The 19,460-nt window shown below is 67.5% G+C and carries 24 protein-coding genes and 1 tRNA gene; 13 read left to right on the forward strand and 12 right to left on the reverse strand.

The genetic code is table 11. The annotated features are described in order from the left end of the window. Positions 1-83: 83 nt before the first annotated feature. Together DEA06_RS15290 and DEA06_RS15295 are read right to left on the reverse strand one after the other, a co-directional pair. Positions 84-464, reverse strand: coding sequence for a S4 domain-containing protein (locus DEA06_RS15290; protein WP_116648877.1), 381 nt, complete (start codon positions 462-464; stop codon positions 84-86). Beyond that, positions 461-1,150, reverse strand: coding sequence for a lysoplasmalogenase (locus DEA06_RS15295; RefSeq protein WP_116648878.1), 690 nt, complete (start codon positions 1,148-1,150; stop codon positions 461-463). The genes DEA06_RS15290 and DEA06_RS15295 overlap by 4 nt, the downstream gene beginning before the upstream one ends. A 91-nt stretch (positions 1,151-1,241) precedes the next feature. Here DEA06_RS15295 and DEA06_RS15300 point away from each other — a divergent pair, with 91 nt between their 5' ends. From DEA06_RS15300 to DEA06_RS15310, 3 genes are all read left to right on the forward strand, one after another. Further along, entirely contained in the window at positions 1,242-1,817 is a 576-nt protein-coding gene (locus tag DEA06_RS15300) for a low temperature requirement protein A (protein WP_165818043.1), read from the forward strand. Then, on the forward strand, positions 1,787-2,050 hold the full coding sequence (locus DEA06_RS15305; protein ID WP_116648880.1) for a hypothetical protein: 264 nt from the start codon (positions 1,787-1,789) through the stop codon (positions 2,048-2,050). Before DEA06_RS15300 ends, DEA06_RS15305 begins: the two co-directional genes overlap by 31 nt. A 26-nt stretch (positions 2,051-2,076) precedes the next feature. Beyond that, positions 2,077-2,150: transfer RNA gene (locus tag DEA06_RS15310), tRNA-Pro, on the forward strand. 82 nt (positions 2,151-2,232) lie between these two features. On the opposite strand, the gene DEA06_RS16400 is transcribed toward DEA06_RS15310, so the two are convergent. The 4 genes from DEA06_RS16400 to DEA06_RS16650 form a co-directional block, all read right to left on the reverse strand. Continuing rightward, entirely contained in the window at positions 2,233-2,580 is a 348-nt protein-coding gene (locus tag DEA06_RS16400; RefSeq protein WP_133241800.1) for a hypothetical protein, read from the reverse strand. Between the two features lie 119 nt (positions 2,581-2,699). Further along, positions 2,700-3,476, reverse strand: coding sequence for a nucleotide-binding protein (locus tag DEA06_RS15320; protein WP_116648882.1), 777 nt, complete (start codon positions 3,474-3,476; stop codon positions 2,700-2,702). A 90-nt stretch (positions 3,477-3,566) separates the two neighbouring features. Continuing rightward, positions 3,567-4,151: a hypothetical protein gene (locus DEA06_RS15325; protein ID WP_116648883.1), complete on the reverse strand. Its 585-nt coding sequence runs from the start codon at positions 4,149-4,151 to the stop codon at positions 3,567-3,569. A gap of 250 nt (positions 4,152-4,401) precedes the next feature. Further along, positions 4,402-4,557, reverse strand: a complete 156-nt coding sequence (locus DEA06_RS16650; protein ID WP_165818044.1) for a hypothetical protein — start codon at positions 4,555-4,557, stop codon at positions 4,402-4,404. A 43-nt stretch (positions 4,558-4,600) separates the two neighbouring features. Between DEA06_RS16650 and DEA06_RS16405 the strand changes: the two genes are divergently transcribed. Continuing rightward, positions 4,601-5,944 carry a hypothetical protein gene (locus DEA06_RS16405; RefSeq protein WP_133241801.1) on the forward strand — a complete coding sequence of 448 codons (1,344 nt, stop codon included), beginning with the start codon at positions 4,601-4,603 and terminating at the stop codon, positions 5,942-5,944. Between the two features lie 502 nt (positions 5,945-6,446). Here DEA06_RS16405 and DEA06_RS15340 read toward each other — a convergent pair. The 3 genes from DEA06_RS15340 to DEA06_RS15350 are packed head-to-tail and all read right to left on the reverse strand — an operon-like array spanning position 6,447 to position 9,006. After that, on the reverse strand, positions 6,447-7,982 hold the full coding sequence (locus tag DEA06_RS15340; protein WP_116648886.1) for a multicopper oxidase domain-containing protein: 1,536 nt from the start codon (positions 7,980-7,982) through the stop codon (positions 6,447-6,449). Continuing rightward, the gene (locus DEA06_RS15345; RefSeq protein ID WP_240606981.1) at positions 7,979-8,614 is read right to left on the reverse strand and encodes a sodium-independent anion transporter; all 636 of its coding nucleotides are present in this window, start codon (positions 8,612-8,614) and stop codon (positions 7,979-7,981) included. Before DEA06_RS15345 ends, DEA06_RS15340 begins: the two co-directional genes overlap by 4 nt. A 26-nt stretch (positions 8,615-8,640) precedes the next feature. Continuing rightward, a complete protein-coding gene (locus tag DEA06_RS15350) occupies positions 8,641-9,006 on the reverse strand; it encodes a metalloregulator ArsR/SmtB family transcription factor (RefSeq protein ID WP_116648888.1) in 366 nt (121 codons plus the stop codon). Positions 9,007-9,587: 581 nt separating this feature from the next. Between DEA06_RS15350 and adhP the strand changes: the two genes are divergently transcribed. The 6 genes from adhP to DEA06_RS15375 all read left to right on the forward strand — a co-directional run bounded on the left by adhP (position 9,588) and on the right by DEA06_RS15375 (position 14,580). Further along, the gene (gene adhP / locus DEA06_RS15355) at positions 9,588-10,613 is read left to right on the forward strand and encodes an alcohol dehydrogenase AdhP (RefSeq protein ID WP_116648889.1); all 1,026 of its coding nucleotides are present in this window, start codon (positions 9,588-9,590) and stop codon (positions 10,611-10,613) included. A gap of 102 nt (positions 10,614-10,715) precedes the next feature. Further along, the gene (locus DEA06_RS15360; RefSeq protein WP_116648890.1) at positions 10,716-11,195 is read left to right on the forward strand and encodes a hypothetical protein; all 480 of its coding nucleotides are present in this window, start codon (positions 10,716-10,718) and stop codon (positions 11,193-11,195) included. A gap of 14 nt (positions 11,196-11,209) precedes the next feature. After that, complete coding sequence (locus tag DEA06_RS15365; protein WP_240606982.1) at positions 11,210-11,635, forward strand: pyridoxamine 5'-phosphate oxidase family protein; 426 nt, start codon at positions 11,210-11,212, stop codon at positions 11,633-11,635. A 23-nt stretch (positions 11,636-11,658) separates the two neighbouring features. After that, positions 11,659-13,554: a heavy metal translocating P-type ATPase gene (locus tag DEA06_RS15370; RefSeq protein WP_116648920.1), complete on the forward strand. Its 1,896-nt coding sequence runs from the start codon at positions 11,659-11,661 to the stop codon at positions 13,552-13,554. Between the two features lie 13 nt (positions 13,555-13,567). Then, the gene (locus DEA06_RS16655; RefSeq protein WP_165818045.1) at positions 13,568-13,732 is read left to right on the forward strand and encodes a hypothetical protein; all 165 of its coding nucleotides are present in this window, start codon (positions 13,568-13,570) and stop codon (positions 13,730-13,732) included. Then, positions 13,729-14,580 (forward strand): universal stress protein, encoded by an 852-nt coding sequence (locus DEA06_RS15375; protein ID WP_116648891.1) that lies wholly within the window; start codon positions 13,729-13,731, stop codon positions 14,578-14,580. The genes DEA06_RS16655 and DEA06_RS15375 overlap by 4 nt, the downstream gene beginning before the upstream one ends. A 3-nt stretch (positions 14,581-14,583) precedes the next feature. Here the strand turns inward: DEA06_RS15375 and DEA06_RS15380 are convergent, their stop codons facing one another. After that, on the reverse strand, positions 14,584-15,126 hold the full coding sequence (locus tag DEA06_RS15380; protein WP_116648892.1) for a pyridoxamine 5'-phosphate oxidase family protein: 543 nt from the start codon (positions 15,124-15,126) through the stop codon (positions 14,584-14,586). Between the two features lie 233 nt (positions 15,127-15,359). Between DEA06_RS15380 and DEA06_RS15385 the strand changes: the two genes are divergently transcribed. The 3 genes from DEA06_RS15385 to DEA06_RS15395 all read left to right on the forward strand — a co-directional run bounded on the left by DEA06_RS15385 (position 15,360) and on the right by DEA06_RS15395 (position 18,512). Continuing rightward, positions 15,360-16,979, forward strand: a complete 1,620-nt coding sequence (locus DEA06_RS15385) for a GAF domain-containing protein (RefSeq protein ID WP_165818046.1) — start codon at positions 15,360-15,362, stop codon at positions 16,977-16,979. After that, a complete protein-coding gene (locus DEA06_RS15390; protein WP_116648894.1) occupies positions 16,976-17,611 on the forward strand; it encodes a response regulator transcription factor in 636 nt (211 codons plus the stop codon). Before DEA06_RS15385 ends, DEA06_RS15390 begins: the two co-directional genes overlap by 4 nt. 76 nt (positions 17,612-17,687) lie before the next feature. Next, entirely contained in the window at positions 17,688-18,512 is an 825-nt protein-coding gene (locus DEA06_RS15395; RefSeq protein ID WP_116648895.1) for a universal stress protein, read from the forward strand. A 32-nt stretch (positions 18,513-18,544) separates the two neighbouring features. Here DEA06_RS15395 and DEA06_RS15400 read toward each other — a convergent pair whose 3' ends face one another. Together DEA06_RS15400 and DEA06_RS15405 are read right to left on the reverse strand one after the other, a co-directional pair. Next, positions 18,545-18,850: a universal stress protein gene (locus tag DEA06_RS15400; RefSeq protein WP_165818047.1), complete on the reverse strand. Its 306-nt coding sequence runs from the start codon at positions 18,848-18,850 to the stop codon at positions 18,545-18,547. Beyond that, a complete protein-coding gene (locus DEA06_RS15405; RefSeq protein ID WP_165818048.1) occupies positions 18,847-19,386 on the reverse strand; it encodes a universal stress protein in 540 nt (179 codons plus the stop codon). Before DEA06_RS15405 ends, DEA06_RS15400 begins: the two co-directional genes overlap by 4 nt. Positions 19,387-19,460 lie beyond the last annotated feature (74 nt).

Here is a 19,460-nt window from a genome sequence, read left to right on the forward strand (position 1 = left end):
TCGGATGGCGAAGATGGCGCATCGGTGGATAACTCCCGCGGCGACCGCCGGGGGAGGGAGCAACGAGAGCGTCAGGCCTGGATTCAGTGCTCGAGGTCGCGCCCGCGGAGCTTCTCGATGTCGCGCCGATCGCGTTTGGTGGGACGACCGGCTCCCCTGTCGCGCACTGGCACGAAGGGCGTGCTCTCGCGCGGCGGGGGCGGGGGAGTGCGGTCTTCCGCGGCGGCCGCGGCCTGCACGGCGCCGACCCGCTTCACGATCGTCTCGCGCACGACCAACATGCGATCGAACCCGGCGATGCGCACGCGCAACTCGTCTCCGGGCCGCACCTGTTGGGCGGCTTTCGCCTTCTCGCCGTTGACGCGCACGTGGCCGGCGCGACACGCGGCGGTGGCCAGCGACCGGGTCTTGTAGACGCGCACCGCCCACAACCAGGCGTCGACGCGCGCGGATGCCGCCGTCATCGGGCGGCCGTCCGCTCTTGCCGCCGGACGGCGATCACGACGCCTGCCGCGATCAGGCCCTGGCCGACGGTGTACGTGAGCATCACGAGCGGGCTCGTCACCGGCGGCATCGCCTCGGGGGTGAAGAGGCGGAACGCGAGCAGCGTGTCGGAGGCGAGGAAGAACGCCGCCCCGATCGTGATGATCCGGTGGGTGCGAGCGGCGGTGGCGGCCGTTCCCGCGAGCACCACCCCGTAGATCGCGACGGCCACGGTCAGTGCTCCGAGGCGCGGCCAGAGCACCGCGAGCAAGATGCCCCACCACAGGGTGTAGATGATTGTCCACGCGGGAAGCGGACGCGTCGGGAGCACGCGCGCGAAGAGCCAGATGTAGGCCAGATGGGCGAGTCCGAAGCATCCGAGCATCACCGGCAGCTCTGGTGCGAAGGGGAAGAACGTCGCCGCGCCGTCTCCGAGCCACGACAGCGCGATGGCGACGAAGAGCAGCGAGAACGGCGCGCCCCAGGCCGTGCCGCGCCCGGCCCACAGCACCGCGATCGCCAGCGCGGGCATGAGGAGGAGCTTGGTCGGACCGGCCAGGGCGTCGGCGCCGAGGGCGAGCGCAACGACGTGGATGACCGACAGCACCGCGTAGGGCACGAAGCCCCACGTCCACGTCGGCAGCGTCGCCGTTCGTTGCTCGTGCATGGTGTCCTCCGGGTTCGCTCCATCGTAGGCGGGCTGCACGCCCCGTACTCATGAGGTGAGCGGCGTGCTGTCCCGGATGGGCTTGCGGCGCATGAGTGCGCGCGATGCAGATGCGTCGGGTCGCGTGGCGAGTGCGCTCGAGCTGGTCGAGTTCGACGACACGGTGGTGACCTTCGGCTACGTGATCATGCGGCTGGCGATGGTCGGGCAGTGGGTGCGGCTCGCCGCATCCGATCCCGCTTCGAGGGGCACCGCGGTGCGCTTCGCCGTCGGTATCACCGGCGTGCAGGTGCTGTGGGTGGCGCGCCTCGGGCTGCCCGAGGCCTGGCAGCTGTGGACCTTCTTCCCTGTTCACGTTGCGGCTGCTCGGCGAGAGTCTGCTGCGTGCTCGAACGCTCTGATCGACGCGCTCGCCGCGGGCGAGCACCTGGTGGATCTGCTGTGGCTCGCCGTATCCGGTCTCGTCATCACCGCCGCGATCTGGTGGATCTATTGCATCCGCGAGCAGCACGAGGCCCTCTCGAATGCCCGTCGCGGGTTCGCGTTCGGGTATCCGCACTGCGCGATCTTCGCGGCGGTGGGGCGGTGTCGGCCGGGGTGGAGGTCGAGATCGACAAGGTCACCGGGCAGACGGAAGTGCCGGATGCTGTCGCCGGACTCGCCCTGACGTTGCCGGCCGCCGTGTTTCTTGCGGTGGTGTGGGCGGTGCTGCTGCGCCGTCAGATCGCGAGATGGGTGTCGGCGGTGGTGGTCGCTGCCGTGCTCGGTGCCGTGGGTGCAGGCCTTCTTCCAACGGGCGAGTACGTCGTCGCAGCGGTGGTCTTGGCGGCGGTCGTCGTGGCGCTCGAGGTCGACGGGGTGCGACGCGTTCGCGGCAGGGTTGAGGACCGGGTAGGATAGTGGAGTTGTCCGCGTGCGGGCAGTTCCGGGATGTGGCGCAGCTTGGTAGCGCACTTGACTGGGGGTCAAGGGGTCGCAGGTTCAAATCCTGTCATCCCGACGGAAAAGAGGCCCGGACCATGCGGAAGTCGCATGGTCCGGGCCTTCTTCGTTCCCGCTCAGTGTGTCTTTACCCCTAAAAGTCACAACTGGAGCAAGACCGATTTAGAACTCAAGGCTTCCGCGCGATGCTTGCCCTCGAAGACGGTCACGACGACGACAATGAGCCGCGTGACGTGGTCGAGCCATTTGTGGAGGAGCCTCCGAAGACCATCGAAGTCGAGTACATCGGCGGGGTTGCGGTGGACAGTGGGCGGCTCATGATCACCGATCTTTACTAAGTCGACGCGGACTGGAGGCAGGAGCCCTTCGCTGTCGACGGCGAGGTCGAGCGCACCGAGGACACGGTGTTCCACTATTCGTACGATGTAGCGTGCCAGGCGACGCTGAGCGGCGGTGGACACGGCGAGCTGGCCTTCGAGAAGGGACACGCGGGAGCTGGTTTCGCCTTTGGCACGGCTTGGGGCGACGGCATCTACCCGGTGTACGCAGAAGAGAACGACGGGCGAATTGTGCGCGTGTATGTCAATATCGGTTAAGCGCACTGGCTCTATCCCTGTGCGAGCTTGGCCCAGTCGACCTTGATCCCGGCTCGGTCAAGCTCTGCCGCGAGCTTGGGCTTCCAGCCGCCTGCGGCGTCGACCTCGGTATAGACGAGGCCGCTTATGTCGCTCGGAAGCTCCACGTTGGATTCGTATAGAACCGCGACTCGCTGGCGACCGATGAGGCCGAAGAAGAAGCCCATTTCGAGGATCACGTTCTGCCGGGCCCTAGGACGTGCGTCTGCGGCGTCCAATTCCTTCGCCCGCCCCACATCATCGCCTGTTAAGAGAACCACGGCGAACCCTGCGCGACCAGCGTGCTCTTCAAGCTTCTCGATGAGAACCTGCCCGCCGTTCGCCTGTTGGTGGAGAATGACTGGTTGCTCACCTGTGAGGTTCTGCAGAAAGGATGCCAGCTCGAACTTGCGCGCGTCATCACGCCCGTGCACGATGAACACCCGTGTTGACGGTAGGACGGTCGTTGTGGGTTCGGCCGGTGCTATCGTCTCGGCCCCGATTTCCAGCTCTAGCTTCGCTGCGTTGAGGATCGCGACGACTTCATTGACACCCGCGGGCTGGTAGCCGCTGGTATCCATTCCCTCCCACCACACACCCGGAAAGTAACTGACTTCGTTGAACTTGCCGAGGATCACACTCGGGTCACCAAAGATCGTTCGAACGACCACCTCGGTCCGATTGCGCCAGGCCTCAAAGTCCTCTGGGAAGCCACCATTAGCATCCGAAATCTGCTTGTCGATGAGTTCCAGTTTGCGCGCAAGTTCCATGCGGCAAACGTATCGCCTGCGCGCTTGCTAGCCTCCGATCATCACGATGGGGGAATGAGTAGCGCTCGCCGATGCGACGTGAGCCCGGGGCTACCTGATGGCGGCGGCAAAGTACGGAATGGCGGCCTGTTCCATCGTGCGGAGCTCACTGCCAAAGCTCTGGACGTAATCGAAGACTGCACGCATTTCCGCTGAGAGCCCTAGATCTTTCTCCCGTATCCTCTTGTCTACGGCGCCCGTCACCTCCCGGGACCGATCCATTTCGGCTCGGCAGTGCTCGATGACGGTGCGCAACTCGACGTTCTCGACGCGGAGCAATATGTCCGTGAAGGCCATCTCAAGCCGCTCCCGCAGTGCTCTCAGCTCACTTGCTGTGTCGCCCTTGGCTGTGCTGTCGTCCTCGTCGGGCGTTCGCATCGAGTCAATGATGGCGCTGATGTTTGAGTGCTGGAGCTTGATCCTCCATGCGTTGCCCGAATGCAGCAACTCGACCATGAGGCCCCGTGCCGCGTCGCGGCGTGCTTCCGCGCGCTGTTCGCGCTCCCGCTGCGCGGCCCGACGATTTGCGATGGCAGCACCCCCAAGCGCACCGGTGAGGGCCGCCGCTGGGGCAATGAGGATCGCGAGCGCGTCGAGGGTGAATGAGCCGACCGCGGCCCAACTTTCGGGGTCCATGTCGCGACCATACCGGTGTGTGCAGCCGTGTTTGCTCACGCGCCGCGACAAGTCGGAATGACTACTCGAGAGGACACGAAGGTGCCCGACTTGTCGCATGGCCGGCATGATCGGGCATTGCCGCGACCCACCTGTCCCGTGAGCTGATTGCGAGGAGCCAGGGGGGCGCAGATCCGTAATCGACCTCAGTGAACAGGGTCGGGCGGAGCTCTTCACACTCCGGAACGACGACCATCAGGAGGTTGCAGCCTCAGGCATGTCCGGGCAGACAGCTCCCCTCGAACCCCTCCTCTAGGCTGTGGCCGTGGCTCCCGTAAAGCGTGTGAACGAGCAGTCTTGCGAGCGCGTCAAGCGGTTCCCCGTCGACGACGACGCATTCAGTCTTGGTTTCGAAGTCGACTGCCACCGACCCTCCGTAGAGCGACCCGAACTGAATGGTTGGTGAAGGCATGCTCGACGAGATCTCAGCTCTTGTGTGTAGGACAGACATGTCGGCGTACAGCGATGACAAACTACTGATCAGCGCTCGCAAGGCGATGGAAGCGGACGCTACTCGGGCGGCAAAGCAGGCGAACAGTAGGGCTACCAAGGCCCGCATGCCCGCGACGCATGCTCCAGCGAACTACTACTCCACCAAGAAGCTAAGCGCGGTTCCGTCCCTCCACGGCGTACTAAGTGTGAGGCCTATGGATGCCCTGCTCGAGTTGGCCCGGGCCACGCCCCTCGGTGGATCAAGTGCAGTCCTCGAGCGCTTTTCCCGTCAGTGGGCTTGGATTCGGTACCTGGGCGCGTTTGACCACCGAAACACCAAACTCATCCTTAGAGCATCTGCGGTTGCCAATGTCTTCGACCATGATCGTGCGCTGGTATCTGAACACATGGGGGTGGCCTTCGGCGTACTGGCGGCCAAGACCTGGTGTCGATCGGACGGTGCGAGTGGCCCCATCGAAGCTCTACCCGTACGTTCGCTGCTCAACGGTGTGATTGCTGGTCACCCCGCCGGCGATTTTGATCAGCGCGGTTCGCTAGAGCCGGACTACTTGCTGTCCTATCCGGACAAGTCGCCCACGTCTCGCCGGTATCGCGTCCTTGAATGTAAGGGGACGCAGCACGCGAGTTCCGTCGCGAAGGCGCTTGGCCACGCCGTCCGCCAGGTGGATGCGCTTCGGTATCAGGGCAGAGCAATCCCAGCACTTGCGACGGCGATCGTCTCCAACGAGCACGAGATCTCACTGCATTCCATCGACCCGGATGATGAGGCGCCCACCATCGAAGTATCAACCGAGAACGCTTGGTCGCCGAGGGGATTGAGACGCTCAGCCTTGTCGCCGGGGATGGGGACGGAGGCCGAAGGGCCTCAGTGGAGGTTTGAACTCGATGAGTTCATCATTGCTCGGCTTGAGCGTCACCGCGTTGCCGCGCGGGCAGCCCTTGTGGGTGATCTGAATGTTTCGCAGGCCTGGCAGCGTGACAGCTGGTCTCCGGTGGACTTGTCTAGGCAACTCGTCGAACGGTCGGACTTCGGTGAGTCATGGCTCGGTCAGGAGATCCTCGTTCGTGTCGGCGGTATTGGCGCGCGCATTTTCGTCGGCGCCCATCACAGCGTGGTCCGCGCGCTGGCATCGCTGGAGCTTGAGAGGGTTCTCACCGCGGAGGCGGAGTTCGACGGGACGCTCTTCGAACGGGTACAGGGCGAACGGTCGGATCAACCAGACGTTCGGCCTGGCTTCGAGTCGTCGATAACGTCCCTCGGTCCTGATGGCGTCATCGCTCGTATCGAGTTCATGGTCTGAGGCCTTTCATATTCGGCTTACAGTCGTGGCCTGCCAGCGTGCAGCGTCACCGACGTCAGAGGTGAAGCGCCTTGGGTCTTTGGTGGCTCCTGACCTGACGTGAGCTCCATTGGAGCGCGGCGGGTGGCGACGAGCGCGTTCCTCGGGAGCGACGCGCGTTCTGGCTTAGGCCAGTAGATCCAGTGCCCGCAGGAAGAACGTCGACCGCTGGCAGGAAAGCGAAGCGCGGTGGGTTGCCTCCAGGAGCACCACCGCAGGTTCTGCTGTCATCCCGACGGAACACAGAAGGGTCGGCCGAAAGGTCGGCCCTTTTCGTTTCCCGGGGCGTACCAGGCCCGTCGCGCATGCCCGCGGTGCCGTGGGACGCAAGGCGCGACCGCACGGAGGAGAAACGGGCCGCGGAAGGAACCGTTCGGCAGCCGGAGGGCACAGAAGGGCCCTGCGAGATGCAGAGGCGCCAACCGTCTCGCCCTCACCGGCAGTGATGGTCGAACCGTTCTGGTCAGTGGTGCCGTCCGGCCCCATCGTGCGAAGGCCCGGTCGCAAGTCCGCCATCGGCGACGACGTACTGGGCCATCATTCCCTGGTCTTCGTGCCAGAGCAGGTGGCAGTGGTACATGTACGGGGTGGCGGGGTCGGCGAAGGAGCTGAACGGAACGATCAGCTCGAGGGTCTCGCCGCGCGGAATGAAGACGGTGTCTTTCGGCCCGCGCAGGGGGCCGGCCGGTACGTCGCCGTTCACGGTGTGGACGGCGAATCGGGCGCCGTGGATGTGGAAGTTGTGCGCGCGGTTCGAGGAGTTCTCGATCGTCCACACCTCGGTACTGCCGGCGGCGACCACGGTGTCGATGCGGGTCATGTCCATCTTCTCGCCGTTGATCGTCGTGTCGCCCAGGGTGAAATGCCGCTCGATCAGGGCGTTCGCCCGCTGCGGGAGTGCCGAGGACGGCAGAGAGATCGGCACACTCCGCGCCGGGGCGGTGCGGGGCCCGGCGATGCGCAGGATACCCAGGGTGTCTTCGGCGCCGGAGGCGATGTTGTCTCCACGGCTCATCCCGAGTTCGTGGGGAACCGAGCGGAGTACCAGGTCTGCATCCGGGGCGAGCTTCACGACGATCTCGGCGCGCTCAGCGGGCGAAAGCAGGAGCCGGGTGAGTGGCTCGGGCGAAGGGAGCAGACCGCCATCGGTGCCGACGAGGTGGAAGGCATCCTTCGTCGACAGCTCGAGGTTGTAGCAGCGGGCAGCGGACGCGTTCAGGATGCGGAGGCGCACGAGGTTCGTCGAGGCTTCGAAGCGGGGCTCGTGGGTGCCGTTGACGATCACGGTATTGCCGATCCGCCCGATTGGACTGGTCACGGGTGTGCCGGGGGAGCCCCCGCCGGAAGAGACCGCGATGTCCTGAATGATCAGCGGAATGTCGTCGACGCCGTAGTCGGAGGGGAGATCGGGCGAAGAGTCGTCGTCGAGGAGGAACAGGCCCGCCATGCCCCGGCCGACTTGCAGTTCGGTCTGTCCATGGGGATGGGGGTGGTACCAGAGCGTCGAAGCCGGCTGGTCTATCTGCCAGGCCGCGGTCCAGGTCTGCGACGGGATGATGCTCTGGTGGGGCGTGCCGTCTTGGGTCGCCGGAAGGATCATGCCGTGCCAATGCGCGGTGGTCGGCACGGTGAGGTCGTTCGTGACATGGATGCGCACGCGTTCTCCCCGCCGGGCCCGGATCGTCGGCCCCAGGTAGGTGCCGTTGAATCCCATGGTCGCGAACCTCGTGCCCGGGACGAGCTCGGTATCACCGGCCTGCGCCACGAGACGGAACACCCTCTCGCCGTCGAGCACGTCCGACTGCAGGAGCGGCGGAATCCGCAGGGGTGTCGTGAACGCAGCCCCCGGGTTCGGGGGCTGTCCTTCGGTGAGCCAATAGCTCGCCGCCCCGATCGTTGTGAGGGCACCGGCGCCGAGCAGCAGCGTTCTGCGACGGATGCGGATCGGGGGCGGGCCCTGTCGGGGCCGCCCGGCCGCGTCGCCGGTGTCGGAGCTCATCCGCTCGCCGCGGCCGTGCGGCCGATGTGGGATCGGGCGTGCGCGATCGCAGCATCCACCTCGGCGAAGAGATGGCGGGAGCGTCGGAGAGAGATGATGACGCCCAATCGTTCGAGCACGGGAACGTGTTCGGTTCTGATCCCCTTGATGAGCACCGTGATGCCGAGTCGTTCTAGTGAGGTCGCGAGCTGCGTGAGGGTGCGTGCGCCCGTGGCGTCGATGAGCTGCAGCTGGGACAGGCGCAGGACCACCACCTCGATTCCGGCGTGAGCGCTGATGCGGTCGAGGATCCGCTCGGCCGCTCCGAAGAAGAGCGAACCATCGATGCGGAACAGGGCGATGCGCTCATCGCCGACGACGGGCGGCCCCGGCAGCTCCTCCCGGTGCACACCGCTCGCCGCACTGAGCGCGCGCAGCGCGAAGAACCCGGCGATGGCGATGCCGATGCCGACGGCGACGGCGACGAGGCCGGCGACGATCGCCGCGACCAGGCCGGCTTCTGCTCCCATGCCCGAGCTGACACCGAACGCCAACGCCAGGGGGAGGGCGACGATGGCCACGATGACCCCGGCGGTGAGGTCTCGGCGCCAGCTGCAGGGGAACTCGCTGTAGTCCCGACGGCGGGGCAGCAACGATCGAATCGACCCTGACGGGGCGTTCATCGACGGGGCGCGATGACCGGCAGGGTCAGTGCCGCGGCCTGGTGCCGCTGGGAGTCCTGGAGCAGTTCGCCCAGGAGCAGGTGGGCCACGCGCAAGAGGTCGGCGACCTGCGGGAATGCCAAGCGGTAGTACACGACGCTCGCTCGACGCTCGGACACGACCAGTCCGTAGCGCCGCAGCACGGAGAGGTGCTGCGAGAGATGCGACGCCTCGAGCCCCGTCTCCGCGATGAGATCCGAGACCGGGGCTTCCCCCACGCCCGCGAGGATCTCGAGCACCCGGATGCGGTAGGGGTGGGCGAGCCCTTTGAACAGGTTCGCCTTGATCTCGTAGAGGGGGCGCTCGCCGGTGTCCAGACCCATCAGGCCCTCCTCGGGATAAACGATCACTGCCGCATAGCGAGATGATGAATTCATCATACGACGGTGGTCGCCCGAGCGACAGGAGACCCGCTGAGGGCCGATCGGGGCGGCGCCCGATCCGCTTCCGTCATCGCATTCTGCGACGGAGGAGACCGCCCGGCTCGCAGTCTTCGCGGTAAGGGTGCGGCGGCGCAATCCCGCGGGACTTTGGTCCCGTGGATCGCGAGCGCACCGCAGGAATATGACGGCGAGGCAAGTTTGTGGGACTCGTCTCTTCCGCCACACCTGCGTGGTGACGAGGGGCGATCGTGATCATTCGACCGGGGGCCGATCGCGATCGCCCCTCGAGTTCACGTCGTCGGCGTGCGGCCGCGGTCAGGACGGATGTGGGGACGGCGAACGTCGTCCCTCCCGGGCGAAGCGATCCTGCGGCGGGCGGACGTACCGTGGCCGCCGGATCGTGATCGAGAGGACCTTCGGCCCTCTGGCCGGCCGCGGATGTGACGAAAGTCGGATGAGCGTAGGGGCCGCCGGTCCCATCCTCGAGCGGGGCACTCCCGCGATCATCCGAAGGAGCAGCCGTGAAAGCCGCCGTCGTCATCTCGTTCACCGAACCCCTGCAGATCCAGCAGCGTGCGATCCCCGAGCCGGGACCGGGCCAGATCCTGGTGCGATTGGAGACGTGCGGTCTCTGCCACACCGACATTCACGCCGCCCACGGCGACTGGCCGGTCAAGCCCAGCCCGCCGTTCGTTCCCGGACACGAGGGCGTCGGGATCGTCGAGGCGCTCGGCGACGGGGTGACCGGCCGGGCCGTCGGGGAGCGGGTCGCGCTGCCTTGGCTCGGGTACGCGTGCGGCGAGTGCCGCTACTGCATCGACGGGCGAGAGACGCTCTGCGAGTCGCAGCAGAACACCGGGTACTCCATGGACGGCGCCTTCGCCGAATATGCGATCGCCAGCGCGCGCTTCGCCGTGCCCGTCCCGGACGGGATCTCGTCGGTCGACGCCGCCCCGCTGACGTGCGCGGGTGTCACCACCTACAAGGCGCTCAAAGTCGCGCACATCGTGCCCACGGAGAAGGTCGCCGTGTTCGGTGTCGGTGGCCTCGGACACCTCGCCGTGCAATACGGGCGCATCATGGGCGGCTCAGTCGTCGCCATCGATGTCGACGACGCCAAGCTGGACCTCGCCCGAGAACTCGGCGCCGAGCACGTCGTGAACGCCGCGAACGTCGACCCCGTCGCCGCCATCCAGCAGCTCGGCGGCGCCGATGTCGCGATCGTTCTCGCAGCGTCCCCGAGGGTGTTCGAGCAGGCATTCGCCTCGCTCAGTCGCGGCGGGCGCCTGATCTGCGTCGCGCTTCCGGCCGATCAGGAGATGACGGTGCCGATCTTCGAGACGGTGCTGAAGGGGATCTCGATCATCGGGTCGATCGTGGGTACGCGGCAGGACCTCGCGGAGGTGTTCGCCCTGCATGCGGCGGGGCGCACGAGGATCATCGCGGAGCCGCGCAGCCTCGACCAGGTCAATGACGCGATCTCAGAGGTCCTCTCCGGCAAGGTGCTCGCTCGACTCGTCTTCGAGTACTCAGGACGAGTGCAATGACCGCCCCACGGGGCGTGCGCGCAGGTCGGTCCTCGACCCGACTCGTCGTCCTGAGCGGATTGTCGGCACTCTCACCCCAACGATCGATGAGGAGTTCCTGACATGCCTGCGCGCCTGCGATCCATCATTCTGTGGTCGTTGATCGCCCTCGCTCTATTCCAAGCGCTGACGGCGATCGTCGGCGGGATCCTCATCCTCGCAACGGACGGAATGGGCATGCCCGGTTCGTTCCTCGCCGACGGCCCTTTCGTCTCCTTCGTGTGGCCGGGTGTCATCCTGATGGTCGTCGTCGGTGGAACGCAGGCTCTCGCGGCCACGCTTCTGCTGACGCGTCGGGAGGCGGGTTTGCTGTGGTCGGCGGTAGCCGGCTTCGGGATGCTCATCTGGATCTTCGTGGAGACCGGGGTGATCCGTGGCACGTCCTGGTTGCAGTTCCTGTATTTCACGACGGGCACGGTGCAGCTGGTGCTTGTTCTCGCGCTGCTCGGCGTCGTCAGCTGGCTCCCGCGGCGAGGTCTGATCGATGTGGGGCGAGCGTCGGCCGGCGATAGCGCGGTGGTGTCCGCCACGCCGACCCGGTGAGGAGCGGACCCGCGATGATGGCTCACGACGTCGATGAACCGGGTGTGACGCGCCCCCTCTCGGAAGAGGAGTGCTGGCAGGCCCTCGCCGATGCACCGTATGGGCGCATTGCCGTGAGCGTTGCGGAGGAGATCGACATCTATCCGGTCAACCACCTCGTGGTCGAACGAGCGATCGTCTTCCGCACCTCGCCGGGCACGAAGCTGCTGGAAGTGACGATCCACCGCTCGGTGGCCTTCGAGGTGGACGGCTTCGACCGCGACGAGGCGTTCAGCGTGGTCGTCAAGGGCGATGCCGCCGAGATCGAGAGGTCCGCGGAGATCGAGGCGCTCGAGCGACGTGGTCTGCAATCGTGGGCTCCCGAGGTCAAGGACCGGTGGGTGCGGATCACTCCGCGCGCGGTATCGGGTCGAGTGTTCTCACTGGTGCACGCGGCGTGACCCGCCCCCGGCGTATCCTCCTCATGACGCTGGCCGGCACCGCCGTCGTGCTCGGCGGTGTCATCGTCCTGTCGGTGATGGGCAGGGACGACATCGCGCGCTGGACGGCGACGGCCTGGGTGGGAGCATTCATCGCGTGGACGCTCGTGGGCATGGTGCGAGATGTCCTCGCCGGTCACGTGGGGCTCGATGTGCTCGCCGTCGTCGCGATGGTGTCGACCCTGGCCGTGGGGGAGTACGTCGCATCGTTGATCGTGGTGCTCATGCTCTCGGGTGGGCAAGCTCTCGAGCAGTACGCCACACGGCGGGCGAAGCGTGATCTGACCTCCCTGCTCGACCGCTCTCCGCGTCGTGCTCACGTGTTGACACGACCGGATGATGCGGGCTCGGCCGATACGCGGGAGGTGGCGGTCGCCGACGTGCGGGTTGGCGACACGCTGCTCATCCGCCCGTCGGAGATCATCCCCGTGGACGGTGTTCTGATCAGCGACGACGGCACTTTCGATGAATCGTCGCTGACCGGTGAGAGCCTCCCCGTCTCGCGGGTCAGGGGGGACCACGTGCTGTCGGGCGTCGTCAATGGAACCGGGGCCGTGCGTCTGCGAGCAGAGCGGACGAGCGCGGGGAGCCAGTACCAGCAGATCGTCGCCCTCGTGGAGAGCGCGCAGTCCTCCCGGGCCCCGGTGGTGCGCCTCGCAGACCGATTCGCCATTCCGTTCACGGCGGTGGCCCTCGTCCTGGCGGGCGGAGCGTGGATCGTGTCCGGGCTACCGGAACGGTTCGCCGAGGTGCTGGTGCTGGCGACGCCGTGCCCGCTGCTCATCGCCGCCCCGGTGGCCTTCCTCGGCGGGTTGTCACGATCCGCGAAGACGGGGGTCATCGTGAAAGGCGGCGGAGTCATCGAGCAGCTGGCCCGGGTGCGATCTGCCGCCTTCGACAAGACGGGTACATTGACGCAGGGTCGCCCCCGGTTGACGGAGGTGCGGCCCGCGTCGCCGTTCGGCGCCGAGGAGTTGCTTCGTCTCGCCGCCTCGGCGGAGCAGTACTCCACACACGTCTTCGCAGACACGATTCGCCGCGCAGCCGGCGAGCGGGGTCTGACACTGGGGGCTGCCGATCATGCCGACGAAGTGGCCACTCTGGGTGTGTCCGCGGTGATCGGCGGACGGGAGGTGGTTGTCGGCAAGCCCGGCTACGTGGCCGAAGTCGCGCCCGAGACAGTTCCCATCACCCTTCACGGCGGGGAGGCGGCCGCGTATGTCGCGGTCGACGGGCGCTTCGCCGGAGTGCTCGTGCTCGCCGATCCCGCGCGCCCGGAATCAGCGGAGGTGGTGGGGTGGTTGCGCGACCACGGGGTGGAGAACATCGTCATGCTCACCGGTGACGGTCCATCGACGGCCGCAGCGATCGCGAGTCAGGTGGGAATCGACGTCGTCCACTCCGACCTGCTCCCCGGCCAGAAGGTGGAGTATGCCGCGCGGATGGTTCCACGCCCGCTGATGATGGTGGGCGACGGCATCAACGATGCGCCGGTGCTGGCCGCCGCCGACATCGGAGTCGCCATGGGAGCGCGCGGCGCGACAGCTGCCGGCGACGCTGCAGACGTCGTGGTGCTGGTGGACTCGTTGTCGAAGGTCGCCGAGGCGGTCGCGATCGGCCGGCACACCCTACGGGTCGCGATCACGGCGATCTGGATCGGGATCGGGCTGAGCACGGCTCTCATGATCATCGCGACCTCCGGTGCCATCCCCGCGGTGGCCGGGGCGCTCATCCAGGAACTCGTCGACGTGGCCACCATCCTCTACGCCCTCCGCGCCCTGGGCGGACCGAGCTCAGAGACCGCGGGACTTTCGGCCCGAGAAGGCGTCCTCGGCGGCGCGACGATCGATGCGGGGGATCCTTCCCGCACGACGAGATGACAGGAGCAACGACGTGGATCGACTCAGCTTCACGAGTCCGGCACCGATCAGCCCGGCGGATCTGGCCCTCCCTCCGACGGAACCCATCAACATCACCACCGACACCTCTTCGGCCTACCCCGACGTCCGTTCGCGTACGCCCGAGATGACGCCGTCGCTCGGGCGGGTGGCCCCGTGAACGGGACGATCGTGGTCGGCGTCGCCGACCACGTCGACGACAGAGACGCGGGGCGACGAGCGGTCTCGTGGGCGATCGAGCGCGCCGCGAGAAGCGGCAGCGTGCTTCACCTCGTGACGGTGGTGGGAGGTCCTCTCGGCGTCATCGGGGAGGGGGAAGTCCTCGAGAGGGCTATGGAGCAGGCGGGCGCACGATTGGAGCGCTACACGCACGAAGCCCGCGCTCGGGGGGTTGCAGTGACGGCCCTCGTCTACCAGGGGAGGCCGGTCGAGCGTCTCGTCGAAGCATCCGTCTCAGCTCGTCTTCTCGTCATCGGCAGTGACTACCGGGGGCCGGGGAGCGGTGTGCGGCGCGGGCCCCACGGGGTGCGCATCGCGGCCGGCGCCCATTGCCCGGTCATCGTCGTTCCCGACATCGACCTCTCGGATCGAGAGGGCATCGTCGTCGGGGCGGATGGCTCCTCCCTGTCGGAAGCAGCGATCGCCTTCGGCGCAGCCGAGGCGGACCGCGACGGCCAGACGCTCACCGTGGTCACGACGTGGGTACCTGTGCCGCTGAGCGTGGAGTTCGACGGGTACCCCGCCGGATACTTCGACAACCTTCAGGCGCTGGCCGAGGAGGCTCAGGCCATCTCTCTCGCCGGAATTCCCGAGGACTACCCCGACCTCCGCGTCGTACGCGTCGTGGAACGCGGTGATGCCGCCGACGTCCTGAACCGTTTCGCCGTCCACGCGCGACTCGTGGTGGTCGGAACCCACGGGCGCGGGGCGATCGCGCGTTTTCTTCTCGGGTCCACCAGCCATGAGATGATCGCGGCCCCGGCGACCATCACAGCGGTCATCAGGTGACGATCACCGAGAGAACGGCGGCAGGTGCGGGATGGGGTGAGGCCGTGTCGGCTCCGGCCGGCGGGGGCGAGTATCCCGCGGGCCGGGTGCGTCGTGCGTCGGGCGATCCGACTCGCGAAACCTCCGCCCGCTCACGGCGGTCGGTTCGATACGGATGACGTAGCGCGTGGGTGTCGGAGTCGCCGTCCGCAACGACGCGGCGCCGCTCTCGCGCAGCTCTTCGTCCGACGTCACCTGCCGGGCGATGCCGCGGACGAGCACGCTCCAGCGAAGCGCGCCGTCCGCCCCGTCGATTTCGAGAGCGACGGCGGGATGGGAGCGGATGTGACGCAGCTTGCTGTCGTTCGCGGTGCGGATGTAGACGATACGCTTGCGGCTCAGATAGTTCACCGGAAACACTTCAGGGTCGCCCGTGGGGTCGACCAGAGCGATCCGGCCCATCTCGCCCTGCTCGATCAATGCCCAGCATTCGGCCGCCGACAGAGCGGTGACGAGTGGTGCGGTGGTCTCGGGGGTCGACGGTGGCGTCGACGGCGTGATGGGCATCGGAACTCCTCTGTGTGCTTTCCATCGCACCCGAGACCGGATGGGAACGTCAGGGCCGAAGGTCCCCTCGCTCGGGCGAGGTCGTCCCCCTAGCGGTCAGGGGCGACGGACCCTAGATTGAACGCAGATGAGGGGGTGAGATGCACAGCGTTCTACCGCTTTCGTTTCCCGACGAACCCCGTGGGGAGTTGGACCGAGCGATCGCCGTGCTGATGACGACGGCGGAGCGCGTCATGACCACGCAGGGTCGTCTTCGTGCGCTGCTGCACGCCGTGCAGACGGTTGTCGGCGACATCGATCTCCCCACGGTGCTCACCAGGGTCGTCGAAGCGGCCGTGGAGCTGGTGGACGCCGAGTACGGAGCAATCGGCGTCGTCTCGCCGGACGGCACGTCGCTGGATGAGTTCATCCACGTCGGGGTGGATGAGGATGCTGCGGCGCTCATCGGGCATCTGCCGAGGGGACGCGGTGTGCTGGGTGCTCTCCTCGCCGATCCGCGGCCCATCAGGATGCCGCACATCGGTGACGACGCCCGTGCGGTCGGCTTTCCTGCTCACCACCCGCCGATGGACTCCTTCCTGGGCGTCCCCGTGCGGGTCCGCGAGGAGGTCTTCGGGAACCTCTACCTCACGAACCGGCGCGGCGGCGTGTTCTCCGCGGAGGACGAGGAGCTGTTGGACGCCCTGGCGACCACCGCGGGGTTCGCCATCCAGAATGCCCGGCTCTTCGAGGAAGCCCGATTGCGGGAGCGTTGGATGGCCGCCGCATCCCAGCTCTCGTCTGCCCTGCTGAGCACGCCCCCGCACGGCGCCTTCGACCTCATCGCGGGGCGGGTCAGCGATGTCTCGCGCGCTGCGGTGGTTGCCATCGTGACGGCGTCGGAGTCGGAAGGGGAGGCACGAGTGGCCGCCTGGCGCGGCCCCGACGAGATCACGATCCACCCCCGCGTGCAGACGGCGCAGACCTTCGCGGCGCCCGCTCTCGTCGACGGGGAGCGGGTGGTGGTGCGCGCGTCCGAGGGCACGACCGACGATCCTCTGCGGGTGAACGCCAGGGATTCCGCCGGATCGTCGGTGGCGGTGCCGCTGCGCTCTCGTCTTCGCTCGTGGGGCGCGATCATCGTCTCCCGGTCTCCCGGGGAGAAGGCGTTCTCGGAGGTGGACGCGGAGGTCCTCGCCAATCTCGCGTTGCAGGCGAGTATCGCGCTGGAGCTCGCGGACGCCCGTGCCGAACAGCAGCGCACCATCCTCGCGGAAGACCGCGCGCGGATCGCTCGCGATCTGCACGACCACGTCATCCAGCAGCTGTTCGGTGCGGAGATGACGCTGCTGTCGGTCGCTGCCGCTCTGCCGGAGGGTTCTCGCCGTCATCAGATACAGGAGGCGACAGACCACGTCGATCTCGCGATCTCCCAGATCCGCACGATCGTCTTCGCGTTGTCGTCGAAAGACGCCACGTCGGTACGCCACCGCATCATCGACAGCGTCGCCGCGGCCTCCGGCACGCTGCTGCGCACCCCCTCGATACGGTTCGGAGGGCCGGTCGACCACATCGTCGGAGGACAGCTCGCCGATGACCTCGTCGCAGCGGTCACCGAACTGCTCTCCAACAGCATCCGGCACGCGGATGCCGACAGCATCTCGCTGGAGGTCACCGTCGGCGACGACGCCCTCTCGCTCGTCGTGGTCGACGACGGCAAGGGGATGGGCGACACCAGCCGTCGCAGCGGACTGAAGAATCTGCAGGATCGCGCTGTCGCTCACGGGGGGACGCTGCAGATCTTGAGCGGACCGACGGGAACACGCGCGCACTGGTCGGTGCTCATCGGCTCCGAGAGCGAGGTGGGTGCGTGATTCGCGTGTTCGTCGTCGATGATCATGAGATCGTGCGGCGCGGTGTGGTGGACCTGGTCGAATCGGCTCGCGACATGGAAGTGGTGGGAGAAGCGGGAACGGTTCGGCAGGCGGCCGCCCGGATCCCGGCAGCCGCTCCCGATGTCGCCGTTCTCGACGTGCGGCTGCCCGATGGCAGCGGCGTCGATCTGTGCCGGGATCTGCGATCCACGATGCCCGGGCTCGCGTGCCTGATGCTCACCGCCCACGATGACGACGACGCCACTTTCGACGCGGTGCTGGCCGGCGCGGCGGGGTACCTCCTGAAGAGCGTCGGCGCGAAGACTCTTCTCGACGACATCCGAGCCGTGGCCGGCGGCAAGATCCTGTTGAGCGCGGTCGCTTCGCAGCGAGCTTCCGCTCAGATGCGCGAACAGCCTCACGACGATCCCCGCATGGGGTCGCTCGGGTTGCGCGAGCGTCAGGTGCTCGCGCTCATCGCAGACGGCTTGACGAACCGGCAGATCGGCGAACGACTCGGCCTGGCGGAGAAGACGGTGAAGAACTACGTGTCGTCTCTCCTCAGCAAGCTGGGTGTGGGATCGCGCACGCAGGCGGCTCTCCTGCGGGTCGAATACGACGACACCCGGTAGCCCGACGGGGGACCTTCGACCCGCTCCTCACCCCGCGCACGGCCTACCGTCGCAGTGACAAGCGGGGGGTTTCAGCATGGGGCACATCGTTCTCGGCTACGACGGCAGCGCCGCCGCCGACTCGGCACTCGATTGGGTGGCCGAACGGGTATCGACGCGTCCGGCGGGCGTTGTGCTGGTCGTCGTGGCGAACATGTTCCACGCGGAGAGACCGGTGATCGCGCGTTTCGCGGAGGAGGCATCGGAGCGGTTGCGGGCGCGGGTACCGGATGCTGCGGTCGACATCGACATCGTCGACGGACGGATGCCGGGCACGCTGTCGCGCTCGGCCCAGGGCGCGGAGCTGCTCGTGGTGGGCATGCACACGAACGCCCGCGCGCGCTCGGTGTTCGCCGGCGCGGTTGCGCTGCGGCTGACCGCCCTCTCCGCGGTCCCCGTCGTGCTCGTCCCGGCGGGATGGGCGCCGCGCGTCGCGCCGGTGACGGTGGGGCTGGCGGCGGACGGTTCCTCCGACGCCGCGCTGCGGTTCGCGGCCGTCGAAGCGCTCGCGCAGGGACAACCCCTGCGGATCGCCCATTCCTGGTTGATGGCCTCCCCTCTGCCATCCACGCCGGCCGGAATAGGGTCTGCCGCGCGAGAAGCGCACGCCGCCCACCGGGCGATCCTCGACGAAGCCGTCACCGCGATGACGCGGGAGCACCCCGGGCTCGTGGTCGAAGCCACGCTCGTGCGGGACAACCCGGCAGCAGCCCTCACCTCGCAGGCCTCGCGCAGCTCGCTCGTCGTGATCGGCACGCATCGACGGGGACTGCTCACGGGATGGCTTCTCGGGTCGGTCGCGTGGGACCTGGTGGGGGAATTGGGCGACCCGATCTGCGTGGTTCCCCCCGCGGCTCCCTGAGGCGAGGAGCTGGGCGCGCACCAGGACGTGAGTCAGGCGTCGGGCCGATCCGTGGTCGACGCCTGCTCGGGAACGATGAGCACGGGGCAGCGGGCCCGCCACAGCAGATCTTGGGCGACGGCCCCGGTCAGCCCTCCGGCGAGAACGCCCTGGTGGTGCGTGCCGATGACGATCAGGGCCGCCCGCTCCGCGTGGCCGAGCAGTGCGTTCAGGGGGGAGGAGCGTACGACGTCGCTCTCGATGTCGACGTCGCTGAATCGTCGTTGCAATGACCGGACCGCAGCATCCAGAAGCGCTCGATGTTCCTCGACGACGCGGTCGGGTCTCTCCTCGATCACGGAGGACTCCACCACCACGCCGGGGAGCCCCAAGCGTGCACGACGTGCACCTTCTTCTTCATCGCCGACGCCTCGCGCGCGGCGAGGTCGAGGGCGGCGTCAGACGAAGTGTCGTCTGCGAGACCGACCGCGACGTCGCCGTCGGTCTGCGTCCACCCGGCCGGGACGACGCAGACCGGAACGGTCGCGTGCGCGACGATGCGCACCGGAACCCACCCTCCGATGGCTGCCCGCACGGGATGATCGGGGTCGACGCCGATCACGAGGAGGTCGGCACCGGCGCTCAGTCTCGTGAGCGCGCGAGTGACGGCACCGTCGGCTCGGAGCAGCTCGACGGCTTGACCGGGGACCCTGTCGCGCAGGACGCGTTCGGCGCTCTCGAGCAGGTCCAGCGACGCGTGGCGGTCGGCTGTCAGGTTGCTGATGACGTTCACGACCCGCACCCGAGACGGCTCGCGCGCGCACCGCTCGGCGACCCACTGCGTCGCAGATGCGGATGCGCGGGTGCCGTCCACTCCCAGAACGATGGCCTCCATCGGAATCACCCTCCAGGCTCCGTGTCCGTGGCTCGACGCTACGGGCGGGAGGCTCGCGATCGGGGGACGAAAGT

The organism is Microbacterium sp. Gd 4-13 (assembly GCF_003095395.1).
In the GTDB taxonomy this organism is placed as follows: domain Bacteria; phylum Actinomycetota; class Actinomycetes; order Actinomycetales; family Microbacteriaceae; genus Microbacterium.